The organism is Pseudoalteromonas sp. Bsw20308, from assembly GCF_000310105.2.
Lineage (GTDB): Bacteria > Pseudomonadota > Gammaproteobacteria > Enterobacterales > Alteromonadaceae > Pseudoalteromonas > Pseudoalteromonas fuliginea.
In genome coordinates this window covers 219755-245306 of record NZ_CP013138.1, presented here as the reverse complement: position 1 = coordinate 245306, position 25552 = coordinate 219755, and the positions used below count along the sequence as shown (strand labels likewise).

Here is a 25552-nt window from a genome sequence, read left to right as displayed (position 1 = left end):
CAGCTTACTGAGATATTTCTTTAATCGTAAATTATCAACTCGATAAAATAGTCATCGGTAGGCTTAATATTGGATTCTCCGAGTCGGCAAAATGCATCATTACAGCTACATGCCCAGCCACTACAACTGCATACATAACAGCTGAAAAGCCTTGGCCATATTTATCTAGCGGCATCAAATGTGAATAGTGACGGCCTCGCCATTCAAATACAATCTCCAGCGCACCGACAAACAAAAAGAATACCAGTAACATCAAACCAAATGTGTAACTCAGCCATAAGCCAAATAGTACCCCGAGTAAACATACGCTCAAACCAATCCATGAACGCATTGAAAAACTGATACTTTTTAATACATGCCCACCATCAAGCGGTAAAATAGGTAACAAGTTAAATAAATTTAATAACGCACTAAGCACCGCCACACCGGCAAATATTTCCATCTCTGTGGCATAATATAAAACCACGCCCAATACAGAAGTAATTAAACCAAATGCAGGCCCCATTAGTGATATAACTACATCTTGCCAACGCGTTGTTATTTTATCGTCACTAACAGCGAGCCCGCCCACAAATGGGATTAGGTAAATGCCCTTGGTTTTTATGCCAAAGTATTTCATTGCGCGCACATGTCCGTACTCATGTACGACTAAACAACCAATTAGCATTAGTGCAAATTCGATACTAAATAACCACGCATAGCCTGCAACAGAAGCCCCTGCAAGCACTACTTTAATTACCTTGGCACTTTTAAAAAGCTTAAAACCTAATGCTGCTAATCCTAAAAAGCCTTTTTTAGGTGCTGCATTTACCGGGGCAGGTAACGCAAGTTGTGTTGCAAATTGCTCATCTACAAATAGCGAAATGCTTTGCTCTTCCACTGCCTCTGTATCAATACCTATTACTTTGTTGTCGTAAGTAAATTGATAATAGTTTTCACGAGGATTATCAAAGGTAATGGCTTGTTGAGCATGAAAAACTTGTACAATCTTTTGCCCTGAAACCATAAATGAAAAAGGCTGTTCAGCTAAAGTAAGATCTATTCTTATCATAATTAAAACCGTTTAAAACAATGGCGTTAGTATACCGAATCGGCTAAAAAACACGAGTAACGGTAGTTAGTAACTTTTTAAATAAAATTATTTAAAACTGACAAACGTAAAAAATACTACTACTTTTATAGTAATAATACGCCTTATATTGAAAGGGATAACAATGAAAAAAATGGTACCAAATATTTTAGTCGTTGATGATTCAAAGGCAATTTTGATAATTATGGAAGCCATACTCAGTGAATTAGATATGTCTGAAAAGGTTGTTACCTGCTTAAGTGCTGCCGAGGCACTCGAAAAAGTAGCCAATGACATAAACCGCTTTGACGCTGTTTTCACCGATCTCAATATGCCTGAAATGGATGGAATGGAATTAATACGACATCTTGGAGCATTAAATTATCAAGGCGGAATTATTATTGTGTCTGAAATGGACCATAAAGTAATTAGCCTAGCAGCTGATCTGGCAAAACAACACAACGCACACCTGATTGGTAATATACCAAAACCTGTTCAACTATCCCAAATGAGAAAATTACTTACCAAAGTAGCAAAATTAAATAGCCACACTTTATTAAGAGAGAGCCTGATCTCAAAAAGTGAACTTATTAAGGCATTAAAAAATGATGAGGTAACACCCTTTTATCAACCTAAAGTTAATGCGATTAATAATAAAATAGAGAGTGTTGAAATACTGGCGCGGATTGTATCAAGTAAGGATGGTAGCATTATTTTACCAAATCGCTTTATTAGCCTTGCTGAGCAGTACAATTTAATTAATCAAATTACATTCTCTCTTTTTGAAAAGGCCACCAGCGAATTTTCAAATATAAAAGCACAGCTCGGTCACGATTTTAAAATGGCATTTAACTTATCACCTATCCAACTTGATGATCTAAATTGTCCAAATAAATTACTGCTAATTTTAGAGCTTAATCAACTCACTCCTAGTAACATTATTATTGAAATAACAGAACAGCATGCACTCTCAAGCCTCGCACAGCTTGAAACATTAAACAGATTAAGAATGCATGGTTTTGGAGTGTCGCTTGACGACTTTGGTGTTGGTTTTACTAATATAAACCAACTCAGAAACCTACCCTTTACTGAAATTAAAATAGATCGCTCCCTCATTAGTAATATAGAAACTGACTTATTTTCTCAGGTTATTGTTAGTTCATTGGTTAATATCACTAACAAAGAGCATTTAGATTTAGTAGCCGAGGGTGTTGAACGACCAGAAGAGCTTGCCTATCTAAAACACTATAAAAAAGACTTAACCATACAAGGCTTTCTATATAGCTCTCCTAAATCCAAAAATGAATTTATAGATTGGGCTAAAAATTGGCTAAGAACTGATGGCAGCCCCGCTTAAAGCGGTACTAATATTTACTCGGGGCCTGTTAGCTAATTATCACCCCGAGTGTGCTTATCTTCTTCACTGACTATATGCGCACTACTTGCTAAGCGTTTGTGCCAACGTTGCTTAGCTACTGCTCGCATATTAGTTGATTGGTCACGCTCATCTACAATCTCTAGCCCCATTAAAGCTTCAATCATATCCTCTAGCGTTACAATACCTTGCACGTCACCGTACTCATCAACAACTAAACATATATGCGTGCGCTTTGTTAAAAGAGTTTGCAGTAACGACGATACATTCTGAGAGGTTGGCACCGTATAAATGGGCTTAATCAATTTGCTAATTTTGTAATCAGTACCTAAACGGTGAAATGCCAGCATAATATCGTTTTTATGCACAAACCCTACAATATCGTCGCTGTCTTTATCAAATACCAATATACGAGAAAATGATGACGAGCCGTGATCGTTTAAATACTGATTAACCGTCAAATCTTTATGAACTTTAAAAATTACAGTTCGAGGCGTCATTAAATCGCATAACTTTGCATGTCTAAAGTGCAATAGGTTACGAATTATTTCAGACTCATCTTGATGAAGCGCCCCTGATTCAGTGCCTATATCAGCCATAGCCTCTATTTCTTGACGGATGTAATACGCTTCGTTGTGCTCTGGCCTCATCAGATTAGTGAGCTTTTGTGCAAACCATACAAAAGGCTTTAGCGATATAACTAAAAACCGCAAAGCGTAAGTAACACTTGGCGTTAGAGCTCGCCAGTAATTAGCCCCCAAGGTTTTAGGAATAATTTCAGAAAGGATTAATACGAGGAATGTCATAATAGCTGATGCAATACCTACAGCCGCATCGGAAAACACGACAGCCGCTTGTGCGCCAACCCCTGCAGCACCCGCAGTATGGGCAACCGTATTTAAAGTTAAAATAGCAGCTAAAGGCTGATCTATATTGTTTTTAAGCTTTTCGAGCTGTTTAGCCAGCTCAGGGTGCTCTTTCCTAAGTGATGCAACATAGCTGGGCGAAATACTTAATAACACAGCCTCCATCACAGAACATAAAAACGAAATAACAATCGCCACTACCATATAAACTATCAGTAAAGTCACTTTCTCTCCTCTATATTGGATATATGAGCATGGTAACAATACATGCTATATTTGGCCAAACTTCCAATAATAATAGGCATAATAATGAAATTTAGCGCACCATGGTGTCATCAAAATAAGCTATTTAAGTACGCAGCTGCTCTTTTAACGCTTAGCAGCTTAAGCTTTGCTGCAATAGCTGCACCATTGGATAAATCAAAAATTCAGTTTATCGGCCCACTTGCCGAAGATATGCAGTTAAAGCCTTTTCAAACACCTCATGGCAGTGCGATTATTAACAACCTATTGCCGCAACTACAAGCAGACACAGATAGTTTTTCTGTATTTGGGAAAAAACAAAACTGGCAGCCGTTTAATAAAATCAATGCGCTCACTTTAGGTGGGTTACAGGCACTAAAATTTAATATTGAAACAACCCGCTTTACACAAGGTACGCTTACCTTAAAAGGGATTGAACAAGGTCAGTTATTTATTAATGGCGAACTACAAACAGGCGATAAAAACAGCTATAAGTTAGCTTTAAATAACAGTACTCACTCTATTTTAATAGTAGTCCAACAAGTAGCTAATTGGCACGACGTAATGCTTGATTTTGCACCTAAAAGCGAGGTTGATAAAATTACGCTTAGCGCCTCACAAACAAAACGCTTATCTGCAAAACAATTGTTTGATGCCCCTACGATCAGCCAATTATCACTCGCACCTAATGCTAAGCAGTACGTTACTACTACTCGCACTTATAGCGATAAAACACAAAACCAAGCAAATACAGTTACTGTACTTAAAGATTCAGATAATCAAACGCTTTATCGCTTCGAAGCAGGCCAACCAAGTAACATTATTTGGAGTCCAGATAACCAATATTTAGTGTATTTGTTAAATGGTGAGCTTAAACAACTTAACCGTAAAAACTTCTCAATAAAAACATTAGCAAACGATTTAGAAGGAGCCAATGGCTTTACCTTTTATAACGACACCAGTCTTTTGTTTAGCTGGTCTAAATCACCTGAGAGCACTAACAGCTTAACCAAGCACTATAAAGGTCTACAAGATCGCTGGTCGTATGCACGTACCACCAGCCAAATTTATATGCTTGATACTAAAAGTGGTTTAACAAAAGCACTTAGCCAAGGTCCTCTTTCTTACAGCCTTGAAGATTCAAATAGTAACCGTGGCAAAATATTAATGAGCCGCCCAGTAATGGCAATGCAAGCATCAACCCACCCTGAAACAGAGTTAGTCGAACTCGATTTAAAATCAAACAAGCTTTCATCGCTTGGTAAATTCAAAACGTTTAATTTAGCCAAATACGCAAATAAAGATACTTATGTAGTTGCAGGCCCTGACTTTAAAAATGGCGCAGGTAGAGCTCTACCAAAAGCAATGCTTGCTAATAACTACGACGGGCAACTTTACCTACTTACTGAAGGCGGTAAAAACGTAAAAGCACTTAGTAAACAATTCGATTCTGCTATTGGCCAACTGCAAGTTTTAGAAAACGGCGATGCGCTCATTAAAGTAACAGAGCAAGACACTCAACCACTTTACCTATTTGATTTAAGTAAACAGCGCTTTAAAAAGTTAAATACAGGATTGGATATTGTTGAAAAATTTAGTTACTCACACGACCGTAATACCGAAATTTTATTAAGTGGCACTAACGCTTTAGCGCCACAACAACTAAAGCGCCTTAACGTAAGTAAAAATAAAATAGATTTAATATGGGATTCAAAACCAAGTAGCTATGCAAATACACGACTCCCTACATTAGAAGAGTTTAATTTTAAAAATAAACATGGGGTTGAAATAACTGGCCGCGTTTATATTCCTAGCAATTTAGATAAAACTAAAAAGCACCCGGCGCTCGTGTATTACTACGGCGGCACTTCACCAGTTACGCGTGGTTTTACAGGTCGTTACCCGTTTAACTTATGGGCAGAAAATGGCTACGTTGTTTATGTAGTACAACCTACTGGCGCAACAGGGTTTGGACAAAAGTTTTCAGCGCAGCATGTTAATGCATGGGGCGACTACACTGCAGACGATATTATCGAAGGCACGCAAGCCTTTTTAAAGAAATACAACTATGTTGATAGTAAAAAAGTAGGTAACTTAGGGGCATCGTACGGTGGCTTCATGACCATGTTATTAGCAACTAAAACCGATATATTTAGTGCTTCAATAGCTCATGCGGGTATTTCTAATATTACCTCGTATTGGGGTGAAGGTTGGTGGGGTTACTTATATTCTGGCGAAGCATCAAAAAATAGCTTCCCGTGGAATAACTCTGAGCTGTACAGCCAACATAGTCCTGTATTTCATGCCGACAAAGTAACAACACCTATGCTACTTCTTCATGGTGATAGCGATACCAATGTACCTGTTGGCGAGAGCTTAACAATGTACACTGCGCTTAAACTGCTTAATAAAGATGTAGAGTTAATAGAATACAAAGGCGCCGACCACCAAATTTTTGCACGCGATAAACGATTTAATTGGTGGAACACCATGCTCGCATATTTTGATAAAAAACTAAAAGACGAGCCTCAATGGTGGGACTCCATGTATAAAAATGACTGAGCCTGGACCTTAAAAATAACGACTTAATACAGATTTATTAATAGCAGTATTAATTATTTAGCACCTTTGAATTAGTTTAAAGGTGCTAATCTCATCCTCTCATAACGCCTTTCTCTCTTTTGAAATATTAAGTTACCTAAAACGACTAAACACCCTTCTCAGCATTTACCTAATGGTGCTACCATATAAGGCTATAAGCATTCAAAATAAAGTACTATGGCTATTAATGTTTTATTGGTTGAAGACGATGAACTACTCGTTAAACGCATCCAAAATCACTTTGCAGATACCGAATTTACAATAGAGATCGACCCCACTGGCGCTGATGCACTTAGCATTGTAAAGCAGCGAGTAAACCTGCGCGGTGCTATATCATTAGCCATAATTGACATTGTTTTACCTAAGCGCGATGGTCTTCAGCTCGCAAAAGAATTAAACACACTGACCGATATTGGCGTTATTGTATTATCGAGTCGTGACTCCCAAGCCGATCGTATTGCTGGTCTTGCTCAAGGTGCTGACGACTATATTTGTAAGCCCGTCGATTTACTTGAGTTGGAGCTACGCATGCGCGCGCTCTATAAGCGTGTTGCCGTTAACCTAGAAGACGACGAAAGCGAAGAGTTTATAGAGTATGCTGACTTTAAGCTTCATCCCGATAACCGCACATTAATTACTGCTGCGGGCGTTGAATCACGCTTAACTGAAGCCGAGCATAAAGTGCTGATTTGTTTAATTAGTAATGCAGGTAAAGCAACTTCCCGCGAAAAAATATCAGAAGAAATAGGCCAGCCAGATTGGAGCCCAAATGATCGCACTGTTGATGTACTTATTGGTCGTTTACGTAAAAAGTTAAATGACGAAAAAGATCAGAAACGCATTGTTACCGTACGCGGTAAAGGTTATATGCTTTCTATTTAATACTTAGTCAATTGCGCAATAAGGCGCTCAAAAGCACGGTAATTAAGTGCCTCTTTAAGCTCATTTAAACTAATATTTTCAGCGCCTTTTAAATCACTAATAGTACGCGCCACTTTTATCACTCGATGATAAGAACGTGGCGATAAAGACAGCTTCTCGCTTGCTCTGGCTAAGAACTGCAACTCTGCAGGCGCTAATACGCAGTGCACACTCATTTCTTTATTATTAAGCCTCGCATTAACCTTACCTTGGCGTTTTAACTGTAGGTAATAAGCCGCTTCAACTCTTACTCTAACCTCAGCGCTACTTTCCTCCGGCTGAGTGCTTTGTAATTCAACACTCGTTAACCGAGGAAGCTCTATTTGTAAATCAATACGGTCAATAAAAGGCCCCGACACGCGCGATAAATAACGCATAACTTGATCGGGAGTTGCTCGCTTATCAGTATGGCTCCCTGTTGGACTTGGGTTTAATGCGGTTATAAGCTGAAACTGCGCTGGGAACTCCATTTGCCTAGCTGCACGTGAAATAGTAACCGTACCAGTCTCCATCGGCTCACGCAGTGAATCAAGCACCTTACGCTCAAACTCTGGTAATTCGTCTAAGAAAAGCACTCCATTATGTGCCAATGAAATTTCACCCGGTTTAGGGTTTGATGAGCCACCAACCAAAGCAACCGCTGAGCACGTATGATGCGGGTTACGAAATGGCCGCTGTCGCCAATTAGTTAAATCTATAGATTGCCCAATAATAGAGTAAAGCGCAGCAGTCGAAATAGCTTCATCGTCCGACATAGTAGGCATTATAGTTGCCATTCGCTGGGCCAACATTGATTTACCAGTGCCTGGGGGGCCTAAAAAAAGTAAATTATGCCCGCCAGCTGCGGCGATTTCTAATACTCGCTTTGCGCCAGGCTGACCTTTCACATCGCTTAAATCGAGCAAAAAGTCAGGGGCTTGCGTGCAGTCGGGGTACTCTATATTCAATGGCAAAGGTTGTTGATTAAGTAAGTCCCCCCACACTTCTTGAATAGAACTGACGGCTTTGCGTTTAACGCCATTAACTAGGCTTGCTAGACTGTCATTTGCAAAGGGTAAAAAGCAGCAGCGATCTTGCTCTTTTGCAGCAAGTACCGAAGGTAAAATAGCATTCACACCACGTATCTCGCCATTAAGAGCAAGCTCACCATAAAACTCGTACTTATGAATATCAGGACACACTATTTGCCCTGAGGCGACTAAAATACCCACAGCAATTGCAAGATCAAACCGCCCGCCATCTTTTGGCAAATCTGCAGGGGCTAAATTTACGGTTATTCGTTGATCGGGGAAGCCAAATTGAGAGTTTTCGAGCGCACTACGCACTCTATCTTTCGACTCTTTAACTGACGCTTCGGGCAGGCCTACAATATGAAAAGCGGGTAAACCATTTCCTAGGTGAACTTCTACAATAACTTCAGGGGCGCTTATACCCACTTGGGCACGAGAAAATATACGAGCTAAAGACATTCCTTATCCTAGTAAATGGTGTGATTACACCAGTTTAGTCAGGATATTTAAAAACGTGTAATGTGATTTGCCACTTTATTGCAGCTAAACGAAGTAATAAGGTCATTAACATACCTAATATCATTGCCACTTCGGTTGCTAACGAAATACCAATACTAAGTGTATAAACAGTGCCTCCCGCTATGCAGGTAATAGCATAAAGCTCACCTTTTAATAACATAGGGATTTCACGGGCAAGTACATCTCGAATTAATCCACCAAAGCAGCCTGTAATTACACCCATTATTACTGCTGTCATATCAGGCATACCAGCAAGTTGCGCTTTTTGCGCCCCCATTACGGCAAAAAAAGCTAAGCCAAACGCATCCGCTGTTTGTAAAATATAATGAGGTATCGGCTTTTGCTTATTTATAAGGCGTGTTGTAACAAATACTGAAGCGAGTATGGCTAAAAAGTAACTTTGATCGTGTAACCAAAACACAGGAGCGTCTAAAATTAGGTCTCGTACTGTACCACCACCAATTGCGGTTACCGTAGCTAAAACTACGACTCCAAAGCCATCCATTTTTTTCTCGTACGCTAATAAAGTGCCCGATACAGCAAACACCGCAATGCCTATTAAATCAAACCAGTGATAAAGTTCTGTCATGTGTATTGTTACTTAAAATATTTTAACCGTTTTAACATAAAATTCTCTTTTAAAAAATTTATTTGTTAAAGGCTACAGGTATTAGAGGAAAGTCATTAAATAAAGCAGAATATAAAGAATTTTACCAAACTTCAGACACAAAAAATCACTCAATAAAGAGTGCGATTTTTTTTAACTTTTTAGATATTTAATTTCAGTGGCTGCGGGAGCTTGAGTTTGTAAAAAGCGAACCGACGACCTTCGCTTACTTGTGCAAAGTGTTTTACGCAGTAACAGTGGATTTAAATTTATAATAATTTATTAAACTCCAAACGCAAAAAATCACTCAATAAAGAGTGCGATTTTGTTTTAATTTTTTAGATATTTAATTTCAGTGGTTGCGGGAGCCGGATTTGAACCGACGACCTTCGGGTTATGAGCCCGACGAGCTACCAGACTGCTCCATCCCGCGCCTGAAATTTGTAGACTTGTTTTAAGTTGCTTACATTACAACTTGGCTTCCAATTAAAAATTTATTGCGAGAGCTGGGAAGGTGGAAAGTGAACCGACGACCTTTTTAAGCTACCTACTGCACTAAATCTTTATAAAAAATTGGTTGCGGGAGCCGGATTTGAACCGACGACCTTCGGGTTATGAGCCCGACGAGCTACCAGACTGCTCCATCCCGCGCCTGTATATTTTAAGTCTATCGACTACTTTATTTTATCTCTTAAGTTAGAGTTTACAGTAACCTCAATCCCTAAGGAAATTGGTTGCGGGAGTTGTGAAGGTGAAGAATGAACCGACGACCTTTTAAAACTACCTATTGCACCAAATTTCAATAAAAATATTGGTTGCGGGAGCCGGATTTGAACCGACGACCTTCGGGTTATGAGCCCGACGAGCTACCAGACTGCTCCATCCCGCGCCTGTAATTTCTTTAAAACATTTTCGTAATATTTACGAGCCTGCCTTGAAGAGAGCGCTACTATATAGGAATAAACATATAATGCAAGGCTTAAACTACTTAATGTTGTTCAAGTGAACAAAAAGCAACCAAAGCGCTATTCTGCGCTCAATCTTTGGTGTGGATTTATCATTTTTTGCCATTCCCAATCAGGATGTCCCATTACTATAAAGTCAGGGTTTTCAGTGCTCTCGCGCTGGTTGTACGTTAACGGGTTAAATTCTGCATCGGTAATACAGCCACCGGCTTCCTCAATAATAACTTGCGAAGCACCTGTATCCCACTCACCCGTTGGGCCAATTCTTAAAAAGCAATCTGCTTTGCCTTCTGCAACGATACAAGCTTTTAAAGAACAGGAGCCAACAGCAATCGTTGTAAACTGACTATTTAAATACTGGCTCACCGCTTCTATTTTTTGGCGGCGGCTCACTGCAAGCGTTAAGTTCTCTGGTGGCGCTACAGATATTTGCTTATCAATTGAGTTTTCACGTTTAAAAGCACCATTTTTAGCTGTAGCAAAATAAGTCACACTTTTGGCAGGCCAATGAATAACCCCTAGCACTGGCTGGTTATTTTCAATCAATGCAATATTTACTGCAAAATCGCCACTTTCTAAAATAAATTCGCCTGTACCATCCATCGGATCGAGCAACCAATAACGCTGCCAGTCTTGTCTGTCAGCGAGTGCTGGTATAGGTGTTTCTTCCGACATAATTGGAATATCGGGCGCTAATACTTTTAATCCAGCAACCAGTACGTCATTTGCTGCTAAATCAGCTTTGGTAACAGGCGTGTTATCTGATTTTTCTTGCTGGCCAATATCGCCTTTTTTATAAATAGCCATAATTGCATCGCCAGCACGCTCAGCTAATTCAATGCACGGTTCGATTAATTTATTCATCGGCAGCTCCAGACGCTAAATACTTATCTAATAATAGCAAAGCTGCAACACTGCGTGCTTCGGTAAAATCTTCTTGCTCTAATAATGACTGCCACTGAGTTAATGGCCACTTAACAACAACAAGCGGCTCAGGTTCGTCACCAATAAGGGTTTGAGGGTATAATTGCTTAGCAAATAAAATATGCATTGTGGCATTAAAGTAACTCGGCGCCATTGTTACTGTTCTTAATGGTTTAAAATACTCAGCACCAAAGCCAATTTCTTCTTTAAGCTCTCTGTTAGCAGCTTGCTCTGGGGTTTCGCCCGGATCAATTAAGCCTTTAGGAAAACCTAACTGGTAATTGTTTGTGCCCGCACAGTATTCACGTACAAGTAGTAACTCATTATCTGCACTTAACGGAACAATCATCACTGCTCCCCGGCCACCGCCGCGAATTCGCTCATACTGGCGCTCTTCGTTATTAGAAAACTTTAGCTCTAAAGACTCCACAGTAAACAGGCGGCTTTTAGCGACAACATTGTTACTGAGGATTTGTGGTGGTGTTGGGTGCTTTTTCTGTGTCATTGGCGTTAATTTGCTATCATGGCAGTTAGTTCAATAATAAACCTTATAAGTTGAAATTCCTATGTTAAATTGGTCAAAAATCGATACCGTTTTGCTCGACATGGATGGAACATTACTCGATTTACATTACGACAGTCATTTTTGGCTTAACGTTATCCCTGCGCAACACGCATTAGCGAGAGGCATTAGCCTAGATGCAGCTAAAGCAGATATTTTAAAACGCTATCAAGCTGTGAGCGGTCAAATACAGTGGTATTGTTTAGATTATTGGGAGCAGCAATTAAGCTTGCCTATAATGGAGCTTAAACGAGAGTCTCAGCATTTAATTAAAATGCGCGAAGACGTACCTCATTTTTTAACTGAGCTTAAAAAAGCAGGCAAAGAGTTAATTTTACTTACCAACGCCCACCCTGAGAGTGTCATGCTTAAATTTGAGCATACAGCGATTGATAACTACCTAGATGGTGTAGTGTCTACTCATGAATATGGAGTAAGTAAAGAGCAACAAAGTTTGTGGCACCAAGTACAAAAAGACTTAGGGTTTAATAAGCAGCGCACTTTGTTTGTAGATGACAGTGTGCCGGTATTAAATGCCGCACGAGAATACGGCATCGAGCACTTACTTGCAGTTGCTAACCCTGATAGCCAACAACCACATAATGAAATAGCCGATTACCTGAGTGTTACCGACTATCGTAAGATTATTTAACCTTTCGCTGGCTTTGTACTAAAGTCAGCTGCCTTTGCCTCTTTATGCCCACTGTATATTCCATTGTATGAACTTGTAACATCCAAGTCAGTTTGCATAAAGCGTATATGGCAAAAATTCACTCTAGAATATATACGGATATCATTACAAGATTCGTTTTTTATCTCAAAGGTTATAGATGACGGGTTATTGTGACCAAATGTTGGTGCAACATAATTAGCGCTGAAGTTAATGCTCAAACCCACTCTAGCGTAACAGGATAGTTGACTTAGCTCTCCGCACAAAGAATTTGGTAAACTCAAAGACTCAATAGAAGCTCCCAATATAAAATCACCTGATTTTAAAACATACCCTTCAATTGGAATTTGTATAGCTTTAAAAAAAGATTTCGTATCTGTAGATTTAGTATCAATTTCTCTATCGTGCTGTTCCATTAAAAGTATTTGGTCACTTAGCCTCAGTAAATAGCTCGCAGGTCTGAATGAGCTTTCTTTAAAACCCTCAATAACAAGCTTACCTTCAATTAGGTGTCTTTTTATGCTTTCGGAACTTAATACCATTTAATACACCCTTGTTACTAATTCTGAGTTACTGCCAGGAAAAGAGCTCGTATTGATTTCTTTAATAATTTCAGGAGGGATAATATAAATTTCGTTAGTATTAGATTTGAGTATTGAACATGCCTGATAATCAAGCACATAATGCTTAGCTTGCTCTTCATACAAAGTAAGAGATTTAAGCTCTATATCATCTAATGACCAGCGGTTAATGATCGTTGGCTTATCGAAACCAACATGATATTGAGGAGCACCTTTTTTTACATATAACAAAAGGTCTGCTTTAGCCAAAAAAGCTGCTTCTGCAGCTAGTGAATCACTACTAATACAACCTGAATCAGGCTTAATGAAAAAGCAACTAGCATCAGTTGTAGATAAGTATTTTTCTACTTCATTGACAGGTACTTCATTTGGATAAACTTTTACAGAAAATGAGTTTAAATATGATATTGCGATACCATTTAATATCGAAATTATGCCCTTCCCAACTTCATCTGCATAACTATCCATAGCTAGGTTTTTAACTAAATCAGTAAAAAGAAAAGCCCCTATGCCACCGCAAACGAATATGAACTTTGTTGATGGGTTGTTTGCAATAATCACTGGTAAATCTTTGAATATATCAGGAGTGATATGCATATTTCTATACCCCCACCATGGCACATCAATTTCGGTACTAACCTCAGAAATAGCACCGCCGCCAGTTAGTCTTATAACAACGGTTTTCATTTCAACCAACCCATGGCATTAAAAATCTTGCAAGCACCATCAGTTAATTCTTCTTTCATTTTTTGGAGTTCATTCAAAGAAACCCATTTAATACTTTTAACTTCGGCACCAAGTTTTAACCTATTCTCATCTATGATTTCATAAGAATTAAAAACATGCCAATCATGTAGCTCACCACCGTGACCACATTTGTCTGTTAAGTCATCAATATGAAAAATATAACTTAAGCTACTTACGCTCAATCCTATCTCTTCATTGACCTCTCTTTCAACAGCATCAGCAGGCGTACTATCTTGATACTCAACATGTCCTGCAACAAGGCTATACTTTCCTTGGTAAAATTCTTTGGCTTTTTCAATTAGGAGGATTTTATTATTATTAGTAAAAATAGCGGCGACTGTTATATGTTTGATTTTGTTGTTTATTTTAACTTCCCTAATACCTGCACCCGTCATTTTTTCAAAGTTTTCTTTTGCATAAAGTTCTTCATTTATAGAATCACTCAAATTAGATATAGCTTTATAAGCAGTTCCTATTCTGTTTTGTAAAAATTTTAGCCTAGTACGAGTTTCTTGATCACCACTAGATGCATGAATATCTGTTGCATAATTAAATAACTCATCTGTTTTTATGCCCCTTGATACTAGCCATTCAGCTAACTCTAGTAATGCCTGCTTTTCAGCCTGCTCTATTGGCTGGTTTAATAATTCAAGACATTGAACTTCATTACCATCTTTAAAGTTTTTAACAGCATTACTAAGAGTATGTATTATTTCTGAATCTGTGCTCGCGATACGAAATCGATATAAATTATTAGCAAACTTTAATGGACCAGGTTGTAATTCAACAAACTTATTTTCTATTAGGCGAATTTTGCACCCGGGGTAACTTTTTTTATATAAATAAACCGACGTTTTACAGTAACTCTCTTGATTATCCTTAATATCTTGAAAAGAACGCAACACTCTAAATACACGACGGGTAATATCCATTTCTACATGTGCTTTTTTATTACTAAGCTTTACAAATTGAAATGGTAAAGCACCAACGGGGACTTCGTACTCTTTCATTAATTCTAAAATTGCTGAGTCTGTTTTAACATTTGGACTGCAAAGATAGAAATCTATATCAACTTTAGTGGAACTTGTTTGATAAGCTTTTAAATCTTTTAATATATCGTGGGATAGTTGAGAGGTGGTTGAGAAGATTGATATTTTCATTTCTCCACCCACGGCGCACAACTCTTTAACTTTTCCTTTAAAAAGATCATTATCAATATTTTCATTACTTAAATCGCAATCTACAGTTAATTGCTCTTCAAACTTGATAAGGAGTTTTTCTAAATCAGCTGGCTTAATAATTTTCGACAGAGATTCTTTGAGAATTAACCTTTTATAAAAGGGCTCTTTTAGAGCTTTAGTAAAAAGTTCCTTAAAATCCTCTGAAGTAAGGTAGCTGCAATCTATACAATTGTGGTTATCATTAATAAGTAGAATAAATATGGCAGCTTCAAAACTTGAAAGCTTTTGAATTACAATTTTATCTATTTTTTTATTAAAGGAAGATAGAGGAAAAACAAACTCCTCTTTTAACCAGAAGGCATAATCAGCCAATGAGTCATAATTAATAGATTCTTTTATTATTTTTCTTTTTTTAAATACATAAAATAATCTTTTCAGGCCAAGGAATGTAAGATCGAGATCATTTTTTCCCATAAAAAAATAAACTTCAACAATTATAAGACTTGCAATACCTCCTAAAGCTCCAATAGCAATATTTTTATTGAGAATATAAAGTATTAATAAAATTAAGAGTGCTGAAATTACGGCAATAATATGTCGAATCATTTAGTAAATCCTTTTAACTAAGTTGCTATGTGGCGTGAATATACACGCCACCTAAGAAGTTTACTTCACGCCAGTATGACCAAAGCCACCAGTTCCACGATCTGTTGCTTCAAACTCATCGACAAGTACAAAATCAGCTTTAAGTACTGGTATAAACATCAATTGAGCAATTCTATCACCAGAGTTTATTGAGAATTCATCATTACCTCTATTCCATACTGAAATGAATAACTCGCCTTGGTAATCTGAGTCAATTAATCCGACTAAATTACCCAATACAATCCCATGTTTATGACCTAAACCTGAGCGAGGCAAAATAGTAGCAGCCATTCCAGTATCCTGCATATTTAAAGCAATACCAGTAGGAATTAATTTCGTCTCACCCGGTAAAACTTGTAATATATCATCAATACAGGCCCTAAGATCTATAGCAGCAGAGCCATCTGTAGCATACTCAGGCATAGGAATTTCAGTACCAACTTTAGGATTGACAATTTTTAATTCAACTTTTTTCATTTTAAACTTTCTACTCTAAATAAATTTATAAAAATAATACAGATAATATAACTTAACGACCAGCCGAAAACTCATGCCATGAGTTGATCAGGTCAACAAAGTCTTCAAAGCCACAACCACTACTTAAACCATTTTCTTCAAGCGCTAAATCGTCATCTTGATACGCTATTAGGTCTTCACTGTCTTGATGAAGCGCATGGGCTTCAAATAGTGCTTCGTCTTTGGTTAATATTAAATCTATTTCTTGGCCTTTTAGCGTTAGCGGCTCATAGCTTGAACTCACCGATGCAATAAGCGCTTGCACCATAGCTACTTTGTCTTTGCCTATTTCTTCGTTTAGCCAGCGACCAATAATAGTGTGTTCACTACTTATTTTAATACGTAGCCCACTAATAGGGTCGCGAATAAATTGATATTCCATAGGGTTTGCCTGTAAATCTTTAATTGCGTAATTATATACGTAAACGCCCGCAAACCACAGGACATATAAAGTAAAATAGCGCCACAAGGGCGCTATTTTACTCAACTTTAAAGCCGTTAACTTCGCGATCTATAACGCGCTGCGTCAATAATCGACCATAAGTAAATAATAGGCACAAGTACAAAACCTACAAGCACATAAATTAGTGCGTAACTTATTATAATAGCGAGTGCAAAAAATATAGCCGCTAAAATACGCCCTTGCACTAACTGCCCTAAACCAGGAAAAAATATATTACATAATGCTGCGATTACGTTACCGCCAGAACCTTGATCTGCCATACTAACCTCTGTATTTATTTGATTTTATAATTATTTACTTACACACTCTATGCCAATTTATTAAAGCTTACAAATCAAATAGTTAAATTAGTCTAGATTTAGAGAGTTAGTAAAAATTGCTAACTTTAGGTCAAATTAGCAATTTTTATTGTGCGTTTACACTTTTTTGTTTGTTTAAAAAAATAGCAAGTTACTCGTTTTTAAGGCTATTTTATAAATAGCTGTTTATAAAAACAGTATTTTATTTAGCCTAACAAAAACACCTGTTATACTGCCCACAATATTGATTAAAAAGGCGTAACGATGGACGTTTCACAATTACTCGATGGCTTAAATGACAAACAACGCGATGCCGTTGCAGCCCCACTACAAAACATGCTGGTATTAGCAGGTGCTGGGTCTGGTAAAACACGAGTGTTAGTTCATCGTATTGCGTGGCTTATGCAAGTTGAGCAAGCATCTGCTTACAGTATTTTTGCCGTAACCTTTACTAATAAAGCGGCTAAAGAAATGCGCAGCCGCGTTGAAGAAACACTAAAAGCCCCTGTAGGTGGTATGTGGATTGGTACGTTCCATGGTTTGTCGCATCGTATTTTACGTGCTCATCACCGTGAAGCTAACTTACCTGAAGCCTTTCAAATTTTAGACTCTGACGATCAACTTCGGATGATCAAGCGCTTATTAAAATCGATGAATATCGATGATAAAAAATGGCCTGCTAAACAATTTGGCTGGTACATAAGCGCTAAAAAAGATGAAGCACTTCGCCCTAAAGATATTCAAGCATACGATATTAACGAGCAAATGATGCTGCGTGTTTACGCCGCCTATCAAGAAGCCTGTGATAGAGCTGGTTTAGTTGATTTTGCCGAAATATTACTACGCAGCTACGAAGTGTTAAAAAATAACCCTACGTTACTACGTCATTACCAGCAACGCTTTGCACATATGCTCGTAGACGAGTTCCAAGATACAAATACCATTCAATATGCTTGGTTAAAGTTACTTGCAGGCGATACAAGCAGTATCATGATTGTAGGCGACGATGACCAAAGTATTTACGGTTGGCGCGGTGCTAAAATAGAAAATATTAAACGATTTTTAACTGACTTTAGCGCAGAAACCATTCGTCTTGAACAAAACTACCGTTCAACAGCAACTATTTTGAAAGCGTCCAACGCATTAATTCAAAATAACTCAGAACGTATGGGTAAAAGCTTGTGGACCGACGGTAACGATGGCGAGCCAATCTCTATTTATGCAGCATTTAATGAGTTAGACGAAGCACGCTTTGTGAGTAGCAAGCTACGAAGCTGGTTAAATGCAGGAAATGCCTTGCAAGATGCCGCAATTTTATACCGTAGTAACGCGCAATCTCGTGTACTTGAGGAGGCCATGCTACAAGAAGGCTTAAAATACCGTATTTATGGTGGTATGCGATTCTTCGAACGACAAGAAATTAAAGATGCGTTGTCGTACTTACGTCTAGTGGGTAATCGTCAAGACGATGCCGCATTTGAGCGTGTAATTAATACGCCAGCACGCGGTATTGGTGATAAAACATTGAGCCATATACGCGACTGTGCACGAGCAGAATCGTTACCGCTTTGGTATGCCGCAAAAGCAATTGTAGAACAACAGCATTTATCTGGTCGTGCTTCTGGTGCAGTAAGTAAGTTTGTAGAACTAGTTGAACAAATAGAAGATAAAATTAGCGATCTAACTTTGCATGAGCAAGCCAAGTACACAATTCAAACCTCAGGCTTGATGGCAATGTACCAAGCTGAAAAAGGTGAAAAAGGCCGTGCTCGCGTAGAAAACTTAGAAGAACTAATTAGCGCATGTGACCAGTATGAGCTACCTGAAGACGAAGAATACAGCTCACCACTACAAGGCTTTTTAGCCCATACATCACTTGAGTCAGGTGAAGGGCAGGCAGAAGAACACGAAGACGCCGTACAAATGATGACGCTTCACTCAGCTAAAGGCTTAGAGTTTCCGCTAGTGTTTATGGTAGGCGTAGAAGAAGGCATGTTCCCTTCTCAGCAAAGCAACGAAGAGTCGGGTCGCTTAGAAGAAGAGCGCCGCCTTTGTTATGTAGGCATGACACGAGCAATGGATAAGTTATATATTAGCCATGCTGAGAGTCGCCGCTTATACGGGCAAGAAAAATACCATAGCCCATCTCGCTTTTTACGCGAAATCCCTGAAGACTGCGTAGAAGAAATCCGTATTAAAACACAGGTTTCTCGCCCGCCTGCCGCTGGGCGTTTTAGCGCATCAGTTAGCCATGCCGCATTTGAAGACAGTGGCTTTAACTTAGGACAACGCGTACTGCATGCTAAGTTTGGTATTGGTACCGTACTTAATTACGAAGGCAGTGGCGCACAATCTCGCGTACAAGTTAACTTTGACGACCTTGGTAGTAAATGGTTAGTAACGGCTTATGCACGATTACAAGCGGTATAAAGCACACCTAAATGAGTTAGAGCAACAATTAGCTGGCGCGTATCATCGTCAGCTAGTGTTAATAACTGGCAGCCCAGCTTGGTGTTATGAAATACTTAACTCATTAATAGATGAAAACAATACACTTGTTGTATCAAAGCAGTGCGCGATTAAAAATTCGTACTGGCCTACTCGCACTCACCAAATTTTAGGGCAAGAATTTGCTCATGCTGTTTACAATGGTTTTAGTGGTTTGCACCCTGATAAACTTGCAGCACTTGCCGGCACCGTTAAAGCAGGCGGTATACTGTTTTTATTACTGCCTGAACTAGATGATTTAACCTCTTGGCAAGATCCAGCATTAAGTACAGTGCAATCACACGGTCAGAACATTAACTACAGCATATTTAATCAGCGTTTCGCGACTATTATTAAACCGTTGCCCGCTTTTTACTTTAGTGAAAAAAATGGCTGTATTAGTAATAACGCTAGCTATGTAATGCATAATAAAATTGATTATGAGCCACAGCAAAACTGCGTTGAAAAAATAGTAAAAGTAGCTAATGGCCGTGCCAATAGGCCTTTACTCATTAATGCTGATAGAGGCAGAGGTAAGTCGGCAGCACTTGGCTTAGCAGCCGCAAAATTAGCTGATAAAAAAGTAATTATTAGCAGCACTCAATTTAAAGCGACCCATAGCAGCTTTAAACATTTAGCCCAAGAGTTAAGCCTTCAATACAACGCTGAACATAAACAGCTCGCCAACTTGCACTACGTTGCACCTGACGCGTTATTAAACACACTACCTGAGTGCGATTTACTACTCGTTGATGAAGCTGCAGCAATCCCTGTTCCGTTATTACTACAAATGCTAGCTCATTACCCTCGTATAGTATTTGCAAGCACTCTGGTTGGGTATGAAGGCAATGGTAGGGGTTATACCATTCGCTTTAGTAACTATATTAAAGCACACTATAAAGCCTCTAAAGTTGTAACACTTGATGAGCCACTGCGCTTTGCTAAACACGATCCTCTTGAGCAACACATTCGCACACTACTAGCACTCGATGCACAATATATAGAGTTAAGTAGTGATGAATTAGAGCAGCCAGTTCATAGTGAAATAACACAGCAGTCCCTTGGTAATAATGAGCCGTTACTGCAGCAAGTTATTGCCCTGCTTGCATTAGCTCACTATCAAAGTAGTGTCAACGACTTACGCCAGCTACTAGACGCACCATCGCAACGGCTATTTATTAGCAAAATTAATAATCAATTAGTTGGCGTATGCTTAATCGCCATAGAAGGTGGTTTGAGTGAAGAACTTGCCCTACAAGTTATAAGTGGAGAGCGTCGCCCACAGGGGCATTTAATGGCGCAAGCACTCTCACAACTTAGCTTTAATAATGACTGTTTAACACAACTGAGCGCTCGCGTTGTACGAATAGCGATTGATCCAAGCTCTCACAATATAGGACTTGGTAAAAAGCTACTTAGTTATTGCGAGTCGCAGGTAAAAAGCCAATGTAGTTGGCTTGGTGCAAGCTTTGGCGCAACAGCGCAGTTACTTAATTTTTGGCAAAACCTAGGATTTGATACTGTAAAACTGGGATATCAACGCGATAAAAGCACCGCTGAACATTCGGCGCTTGTAGTTAAATGCTTAAGTGACAAAAGTACAATTATTCAACCTTTGAAAAAGCAGTTTAAAAGCGATTTTTTTTATGCTCTTTTAACACACTTTAAAACACTAGATTCGCAACTCGTGAATATTCTAATTGAAGGATTTAGCGACGAGTTAATAAGCCTAGAGACTCACGAGCGACTAGCGCTGCTCACTAAAAGTAACTTCACTCAATTTAGTATCTCTGCAACTCTTTGGCAGTTACTGAGCCAGTCACCTTCTTGTATATCTCAATTAACAGAGTCTGATAAACAACTGTTAATAAAGTTAGTACTTCAAAATGAAAGTAATGAAAAAGTGATTCAACACTTAGGATTATTAGGAAAAAAACAGCTTGATAATCAATTTAAACGTGCCATAAAAAACCTCACTAGCACTATCTAATAATTTCTAGTTGCCCTATCTCTGTTAAATTTTATCCATCTTTAAGCTATTTATTTAATTTGTTCTATCCTTAAAGCATTAATAGGTAAATTAAGATAAAGGCATGGAATTAATAAACTTTAAAGTGGGCTGCAAAACAATTTCACTAAAGATACTCGACATTTTATTAACTGAGCGCTTTGACAATAATCTAACAACTTTACCAAACAATAATAAAAGCTTTATTGGTGTTAAAGATTATATGGATATACCAACACCTGTTTTTGATTTAGGTATTATTTTAAATAATATCTCAACTGAACAAAGTAATACGCATGTACTAAAGCAACTAAGAATATGGCAAGACAAACTATTAAACTGGTTTAATACCCTTCAAAGTAACGTATTAAATAGCTCGGCTTCTATTTCAAATAATGACGCAGAACTACAAGATTTTGTTTTGTTTTACAAAGAATTCAACACCGACAATGAAGATTTAAAATTAACAATCTCTCGGCTTGACAAGCCTTTCCAATCATTACTAGAGACAGCAAAGGCAGCCATAGCAGCCCATAATCAAAGTGATCATAAACAAGTATCAGCTCTGCTCGACAAAATTAAGCGTAATAGTCTAATTCAGCTTGAGCGTTTATTTGAATCAGCTAAAGAGCAAATAACCTTAGACTATAAACCTATTATTGTTTTCACCACCAAAGACGGATTAAATCCACATGTTGGTTTATTAGTAGATAAAGTCGAAGACAATATCGACTATAAAAAAGAAGACATAAGGCCACTGGATAAGCTCACTGAGGTTGGTTTTGATCTAGACCCACAAACTAAAAATATGATGCGAGGATTAATCAAGCTTTCACAAAAGCACAGTGTGTTAATTGATCCAAGCGTGATATTTAAACCAACCCAAATAGAAGAATCCGAAAGTGAAGAAACCCAAGCTTACGGACTATTTTAAATAACCTTTAAATTTGGTTATTAACTTTAGTACTGGAATAATGAGCTATTCCGCTCAACTTGTACATTTAGATGAATTGGAGAAGAATCGAGTATGTAATGTTCGTTACTCCCCCATATTTCACTTTTCTGCAGACGTAAAAAAGCCCGACTATTTCTAGTCGGGCTCCCTACAATTTGAAGCCTGGTAATGTCCTACTTTCACATAGCAAATGCTACACTATCATCGGCGCTGTTTCGTTTCACTACTGAGTTCGGCATGGAGTCAGGTGGGTCCAAAACGCTATTGTCACCAAGCAAATTTGGGCGTTAATACGTATTTCTGCGCATTAACTGAATTTGGAAAATATCTGATAATATTTTTTAAGTCTTTCTAAGTAATATCTACTTTAGTTATATTAACTTCTTCGCGTGTTTCACTATCACATAAAACGCGTTTGGCGTTGTATGGTTAAGCCTCACGGGTAATTAGTACAAGTTAGCTTAATGGCTCACACCACTTCCACATCTTGCCTATCAACGTTGTAGTCTTCAACGGCCCTTCAGAGACTTTAAAAGTCTAGTGAGAACTCATCTCGAGGCCTGCTTCGCGCTTAGATGCTTTCAGCGCTTATCAGTTCCGAACGTAGCTACCGGGCAATGCCATTGGCATGACAACCCGAACACCAGCGGTTCGTTCACTCCGGTCCTCTCGTACTAGGAGCAACCCCTCTCAATTCTCAAACGCCCACGGCAGATAGGGACCGAACTGTCTCACGACGTTCTAAACCCAGCTCGCGTACCACTTTAAATGGCGAACAGCCATACCCTTGGGACCGACTTCAGCCCCAGGATGTGATGAGCCGACATCGAGGTGCCAAACACCGCCGTCGATATGAACTCTTGGGCGGTATCAGCCTGTTATCCCCGGAGTACCTTTTATCCGTTGAGCGATGGCCCTTCCATTCAGAACCACCGGATCACTATGACCTACTTTCGTACCTGCTCGACGTGTCTGTCTCGCAGTTAAGCTGGCTTCTACCATTACACTAACCGTACGATGTCCGACCGTACTTAGCCAACCTTCGTGCTCCTCCGTTACTCTTTAGGAGGAGACCGCCCCAGTCAAACTACCCACCAGGCACTGTCCGTAACCCCGATTCAGGGGCCAACGTTAGAACATCAAAACTACAAGGGTGGTATTTCAAGGTTGACTCCACAACAACTAGCGTCGCTGCTTCAAAGTCTCCCACCTATCCTACACATGTAGGTTCAATGTTCAGTGCCAAGCTGTAGTAAAGGTTCACGGGGTCTTTCCGTCTAGCCGCGGGTACACAGCATCTTCACTGCGATTTCAATTTCACTGAGTCTCGGGTGGAGACAGCGTGGCCATGGTTACACCATTCGTGCAGGTCGGAACTTACCCGACAAGGAATTTCGCTACCTTAGGACCGTTATAGTTACGGCCGCCGTTTACCGGGGCTTCGATCAAGAGCTTCTCCCTAAGGATAACCCCATCAATTAACCTTCCGGCACCGGGCAGGTGTCACACCGTATACGTCATCTTGCGATTTTGCACAGTGCTGTGTTTTTAATAAACAGTCCCAGCCACCTGGTCACTGCGGCTCCCGTCCGCTTAGAGAGCAAGTCTCATCACAGATAGGAGCGTACCTTCTCCCGAAGTTACGGTACGATTTTGCCTAGTTCCTTCACCCGAGTTCTCTCAAGCGCCTTAGTATTCTCTACCTGACCACCTGTGTCGGTTTGGGGTACGATTCCATATAATCTGAAGCTTAGAGGCTTTTCCTGGAAGTATGGCATCAGCAACTTCATCACCGTAGTGACTCGTCTCGTGTCTCAGGTTTAATGTTCGTCCGGATTTACCTAAACAAACGCCCTACTCACTTTCACATAGACTACCAACGCTATGCTTGCTTAGCCTGCTCCGTCCCCCCATCGCAATTATATCGAGTACAGAAATATTAATCTGTTTCCCATCGACTACGCCTTTCGGCCTCGCCTTAGGGGTCGACTTACCCTACCCTGATTAACATGGGATAGGAACCCTTGGTCTTCCGGCGTGGGAGTTTTTCACTCCCATTATCGTTACTCATGTCAGCATTCGCACTTCTGATACGTCCAGCATACCTCCCGGTACACCTTCAACCGCTTACAGAACGCTCCCCTACCACTCAGAATAAATTCTGAATCCGCAGCTTCGGTGCATAGTTTAGCCCCGTTACATCTTCCGCGCAGACCGACTCGACCAGTGAGCTATTACGCTTTCTTTAAAGGATGGCTGCTTCTAAGCCAACCTCCTGGCTGTCTGGGCCTTTCCACATCGTTTCCCACTTAACTATGACTTTGGGACCTTAGCTGGCGGTCTGGGTTGTTTCCCTCTTCACGACGGACGTTAGCACCCGCCGTGTGTCTCCCGGATATTACTTTACGGTATTCGGAGTTTGCAAAGGGTTGGTAAGTCGGGATGACCCCCTAGCCTTAACAGTGCTCTACCCCCGTAAGTATTCGTCCGAGGCTCTACCTAAATAGATTTCGGGGAGAACCAGCTATCTCCCGGTTTGATTAGCCTTTCACTCCTAGCCACAGGTCATCCCCTAACTTTTCAACGTTAGTGGGTTCGGTCCTCCAGTTGATGTTACTCAACCTTCAACCTGCCCATGGCTAGATCACCGGGTTTCGGGTCTATACCTTGCAACTATTCGCCCAGTTAAGACTCGGTTTCCCTACGGCTACCCTATTCGGTTAACCTCGCTACAAAATATAAGTCGCTGACCCATTATACAAAAGGTACGCAGTCACCCAACAAGTGGGCTCCTACTGCTTGTACGTACACGGTTTCAGGTTCTATTTCACTCCCCTCACAGGGGTTCTTTTCGCCTTTCCCTCACGGTACTGGTTCACTATCGGTCAGTTGGGAGTATTTAGCCTTAGATGATGGTCCACCTATATTCAGTCAAAGTTTCACGTGCTCCGACCTACTCGATTTCACTTAAAATGTCTTTTCATGTACGGGACTATCACCCTGTATCGTGGCGCTTTCCAGCAGCCTTCCATTAACACATAATAAGCTTAAGGGCTGTTCCGATTTCGCTCGCCGCTACTTTCGGAATCTCGGTTGATTTCTTTTCCTACGGGTACTTAGATGTTTCAGTTCTCCGCGTTCGCCTCGTTAACCTATGTATTCAGTTAACGATACCTGCAAGCAGGTGGGTTTCCCCATTCGGAAATCCTAGTCTCAAGCGCTTTTTACTAGCTTGACTAGGCTTATCGCAAGTTAATACGTCCTTCATCGCCTCCAACTGCCAAGGCATCCACCGTGTACGCTTAGTCACTTAACCATACAACCCAAACGGGTCTTTG

General features: G+C 39.7%; 19 protein-coding genes, 3 tRNA genes and 2 rRNA genes. 7 read left to right on the top strand and 17 right to left on the bottom strand.

The features are described 5' to 3' along the window. Positions 1-34: 34 nt before the first annotated feature. Positions 35-1051 (bottom strand): metalloprotease, encoded by a 1017-nt coding sequence (locus tag D172_RS01005; protein ID WP_007376186.1) that lies wholly within the window; start codon positions 1049-1051, stop codon positions 35-37. Positions 1052-1214: 163 nt separating this feature from the next. Here D172_RS01005 and D172_RS01000 point away from each other — a divergent pair, with 163 nt between their 5' ends. Beyond that, on the top strand, positions 1215-2426 hold the full coding sequence (locus D172_RS01000) for an EAL domain-containing protein (protein ID WP_007376185.1): 1212 nt from the start codon (positions 1215-1217) through the stop codon (positions 2424-2426). A 32-nt stretch (positions 2427-2458) separates the two neighbouring features. Here D172_RS01000 and D172_RS00995 read toward each other — a convergent pair whose 3' ends face one another. After that, positions 2459-3535: a hemolysin family protein gene (locus tag D172_RS00995; protein WP_007376184.1), complete on the bottom strand. Its 1077-nt coding sequence runs from the start codon at positions 3533-3535 to the stop codon at positions 2459-2461. 84 nt (positions 3536-3619) lie between these two features. Between D172_RS00995 and D172_RS00990 the strand changes: the two genes are divergently transcribed. Both D172_RS00990 and D172_RS00985 read left to right on the top strand, forming a co-directional pair. Beyond that, complete coding sequence (locus D172_RS00990) at positions 3620-6115, top strand: alpha/beta hydrolase family protein (RefSeq protein WP_007376183.1); 2496 nt, start codon at positions 3620-3622, stop codon at positions 6113-6115. A 216-nt stretch (positions 6116-6331) separates the two neighbouring features. Next, entirely contained in the window at positions 6332-7036 is a 705-nt protein-coding gene (locus tag D172_RS00985) for a response regulator transcription factor (RefSeq protein ID WP_007376182.1), read from the top strand. On the opposite strand, the gene D172_RS00980 is transcribed toward D172_RS00985, so the two are convergent. From D172_RS00980 to nudE, 7 genes are all read right to left on the bottom strand, one after another. After that, positions 7033-8544: a YifB family Mg chelatase-like AAA ATPase gene (locus D172_RS00980; RefSeq protein WP_007376181.1), complete on the bottom strand. Its 1512-nt coding sequence runs from the start codon at positions 8542-8544 to the stop codon at positions 7033-7035. The two genes, D172_RS00985 and D172_RS00980, sit on opposite strands and share 4 nt — an antisense overlap. Before the next feature lie 34 nt (positions 8545-8578). Then, complete coding sequence (locus D172_RS00975; RefSeq protein ID WP_007376180.1) at positions 8579-9193, bottom strand: trimeric intracellular cation channel family protein; 615 nt, start codon at positions 9191-9193, stop codon at positions 8579-8581. A gap of 374 nt (positions 9194-9567) precedes the next feature. Next, positions 9568-9644 (bottom strand) — tRNA-Met (locus tag D172_RS00970). Positions 9645-9785: 141 nt separating this feature from the next. Further along, positions 9786-9862, bottom strand: a tRNA-Met gene (locus D172_RS00965). Between the two features lie 161 nt (positions 9863-10023). Beyond that, positions 10024-10100, bottom strand: a tRNA-Met gene (locus D172_RS00960). Positions 10101-10236: 136 nt separating this feature from the next. Further along, the gene (gene cysQ / locus D172_RS00955; RefSeq protein ID WP_007378906.1) at positions 10237-11040 is read right to left on the bottom strand and encodes a 3'(2'),5'-bisphosphate nucleotidase CysQ; all 804 of its coding nucleotides are present in this window, start codon (positions 11038-11040) and stop codon (positions 10237-10239) included. Further along, positions 11033-11605, bottom strand: coding sequence for an ADP compounds hydrolase NudE (nudE, locus tag D172_RS00950; RefSeq protein ID WP_007378907.1), 573 nt, complete (start codon positions 11603-11605; stop codon positions 11033-11035). Before nudE ends, cysQ begins: the two co-directional genes overlap by 8 nt. Positions 11606-11666: 61 nt before the next feature. Between nudE and yrfG the strand changes: the two genes are divergently transcribed. Beyond that, entirely contained in the window at positions 11667-12314 is a 648-nt protein-coding gene (gene yrfG / locus D172_RS00945) for a GMP/IMP nucleotidase (protein ID WP_007378908.1), read from the top strand. Here the strand turns inward: yrfG and D172_RS00940 are convergent. The 6 genes from D172_RS00940 to D172_RS00915 form a co-directional block, all read right to left on the bottom strand. Further along, entirely contained in the window at positions 12311-12874 is a 564-nt protein-coding gene (locus D172_RS00940) for a dCTP deaminase (RefSeq protein ID WP_007378909.1), read from the bottom strand. The two genes, yrfG and D172_RS00940, sit on opposite strands and share 4 nt — an antisense overlap. Further along, on the bottom strand, positions 12875-13600 hold the full coding sequence (locus D172_RS00935; protein ID WP_007378910.1) for a hypothetical protein: 726 nt from the start codon (positions 13598-13600) through the stop codon (positions 12875-12877). It abuts the gene before it with no gap. Continuing rightward, positions 13597-15447 (bottom strand): NUDIX hydrolase, encoded by a 1851-nt coding sequence (locus D172_RS00930; RefSeq protein WP_007378911.1) that lies wholly within the window; start codon positions 15445-15447, stop codon positions 13597-13599. Before D172_RS00930 ends, D172_RS00935 begins: the two co-directional genes overlap by 4 nt. Positions 15448-15507: 60 nt before the next feature. Further along, complete coding sequence (dut, locus tag D172_RS00925; RefSeq protein WP_007378912.1) at positions 15508-15963, bottom strand: dUTP diphosphatase; 456 nt, start codon at positions 15961-15963, stop codon at positions 15508-15510. A 52-nt stretch (positions 15964-16015) separates the two neighbouring features. Further along, complete coding sequence (locus D172_RS00920) at positions 16016-16384, bottom strand: YacL family protein (RefSeq protein ID WP_033023874.1); 369 nt, start codon at positions 16382-16384, stop codon at positions 16016-16018. A gap of 116 nt (positions 16385-16500) precedes the next feature. Beyond that, positions 16501-16725, bottom strand: a complete 225-nt coding sequence (locus D172_RS00915) for a hypothetical protein (RefSeq protein WP_002963009.1) — start codon at positions 16723-16725, stop codon at positions 16501-16503. 303 nt (positions 16726-17028) lie between these two features. Between D172_RS00915 and uvrD the strand changes: the two genes are divergently transcribed. From uvrD to D172_RS00900, 3 genes are all read left to right on the top strand, one after another. Continuing rightward, positions 17029-19194 (top strand): DNA helicase II, encoded by a 2166-nt coding sequence (gene uvrD, locus D172_RS00910; RefSeq protein ID WP_002963007.1) that lies wholly within the window; start codon positions 17029-17031, stop codon positions 19192-19194. Continuing rightward, positions 19172-21241, top strand: a complete 2070-nt coding sequence (locus D172_RS00905) for a GNAT family N-acetyltransferase (RefSeq protein WP_007378914.1) — start codon at positions 19172-19174, stop codon at positions 21239-21241. The genes uvrD and D172_RS00905 overlap by 23 nt, the downstream gene beginning before the upstream one ends. A 103-nt stretch (positions 21242-21344) precedes the next feature. Further along, positions 21345-22193 (top strand): hypothetical protein, encoded by an 849-nt coding sequence (locus tag D172_RS00900; protein ID WP_007378915.1) that lies wholly within the window; start codon positions 21345-21347, stop codon positions 22191-22193. Positions 22194-22374: 181 nt separating this feature from the next. Here D172_RS00900 and rrf read toward each other — a convergent pair. Both rrf and D172_RS00890 read right to left on the bottom strand, forming a co-directional pair. Further along, positions 22375-22489 (bottom strand): 5S ribosomal RNA (rrf, locus tag D172_RS00895). A gap of 150 nt (positions 22490-22639) precedes the next feature. After that, positions 22640-25530 (bottom strand): 23S ribosomal RNA (locus D172_RS00890). Positions 25531-25552 lie beyond the last annotated feature (22 nt).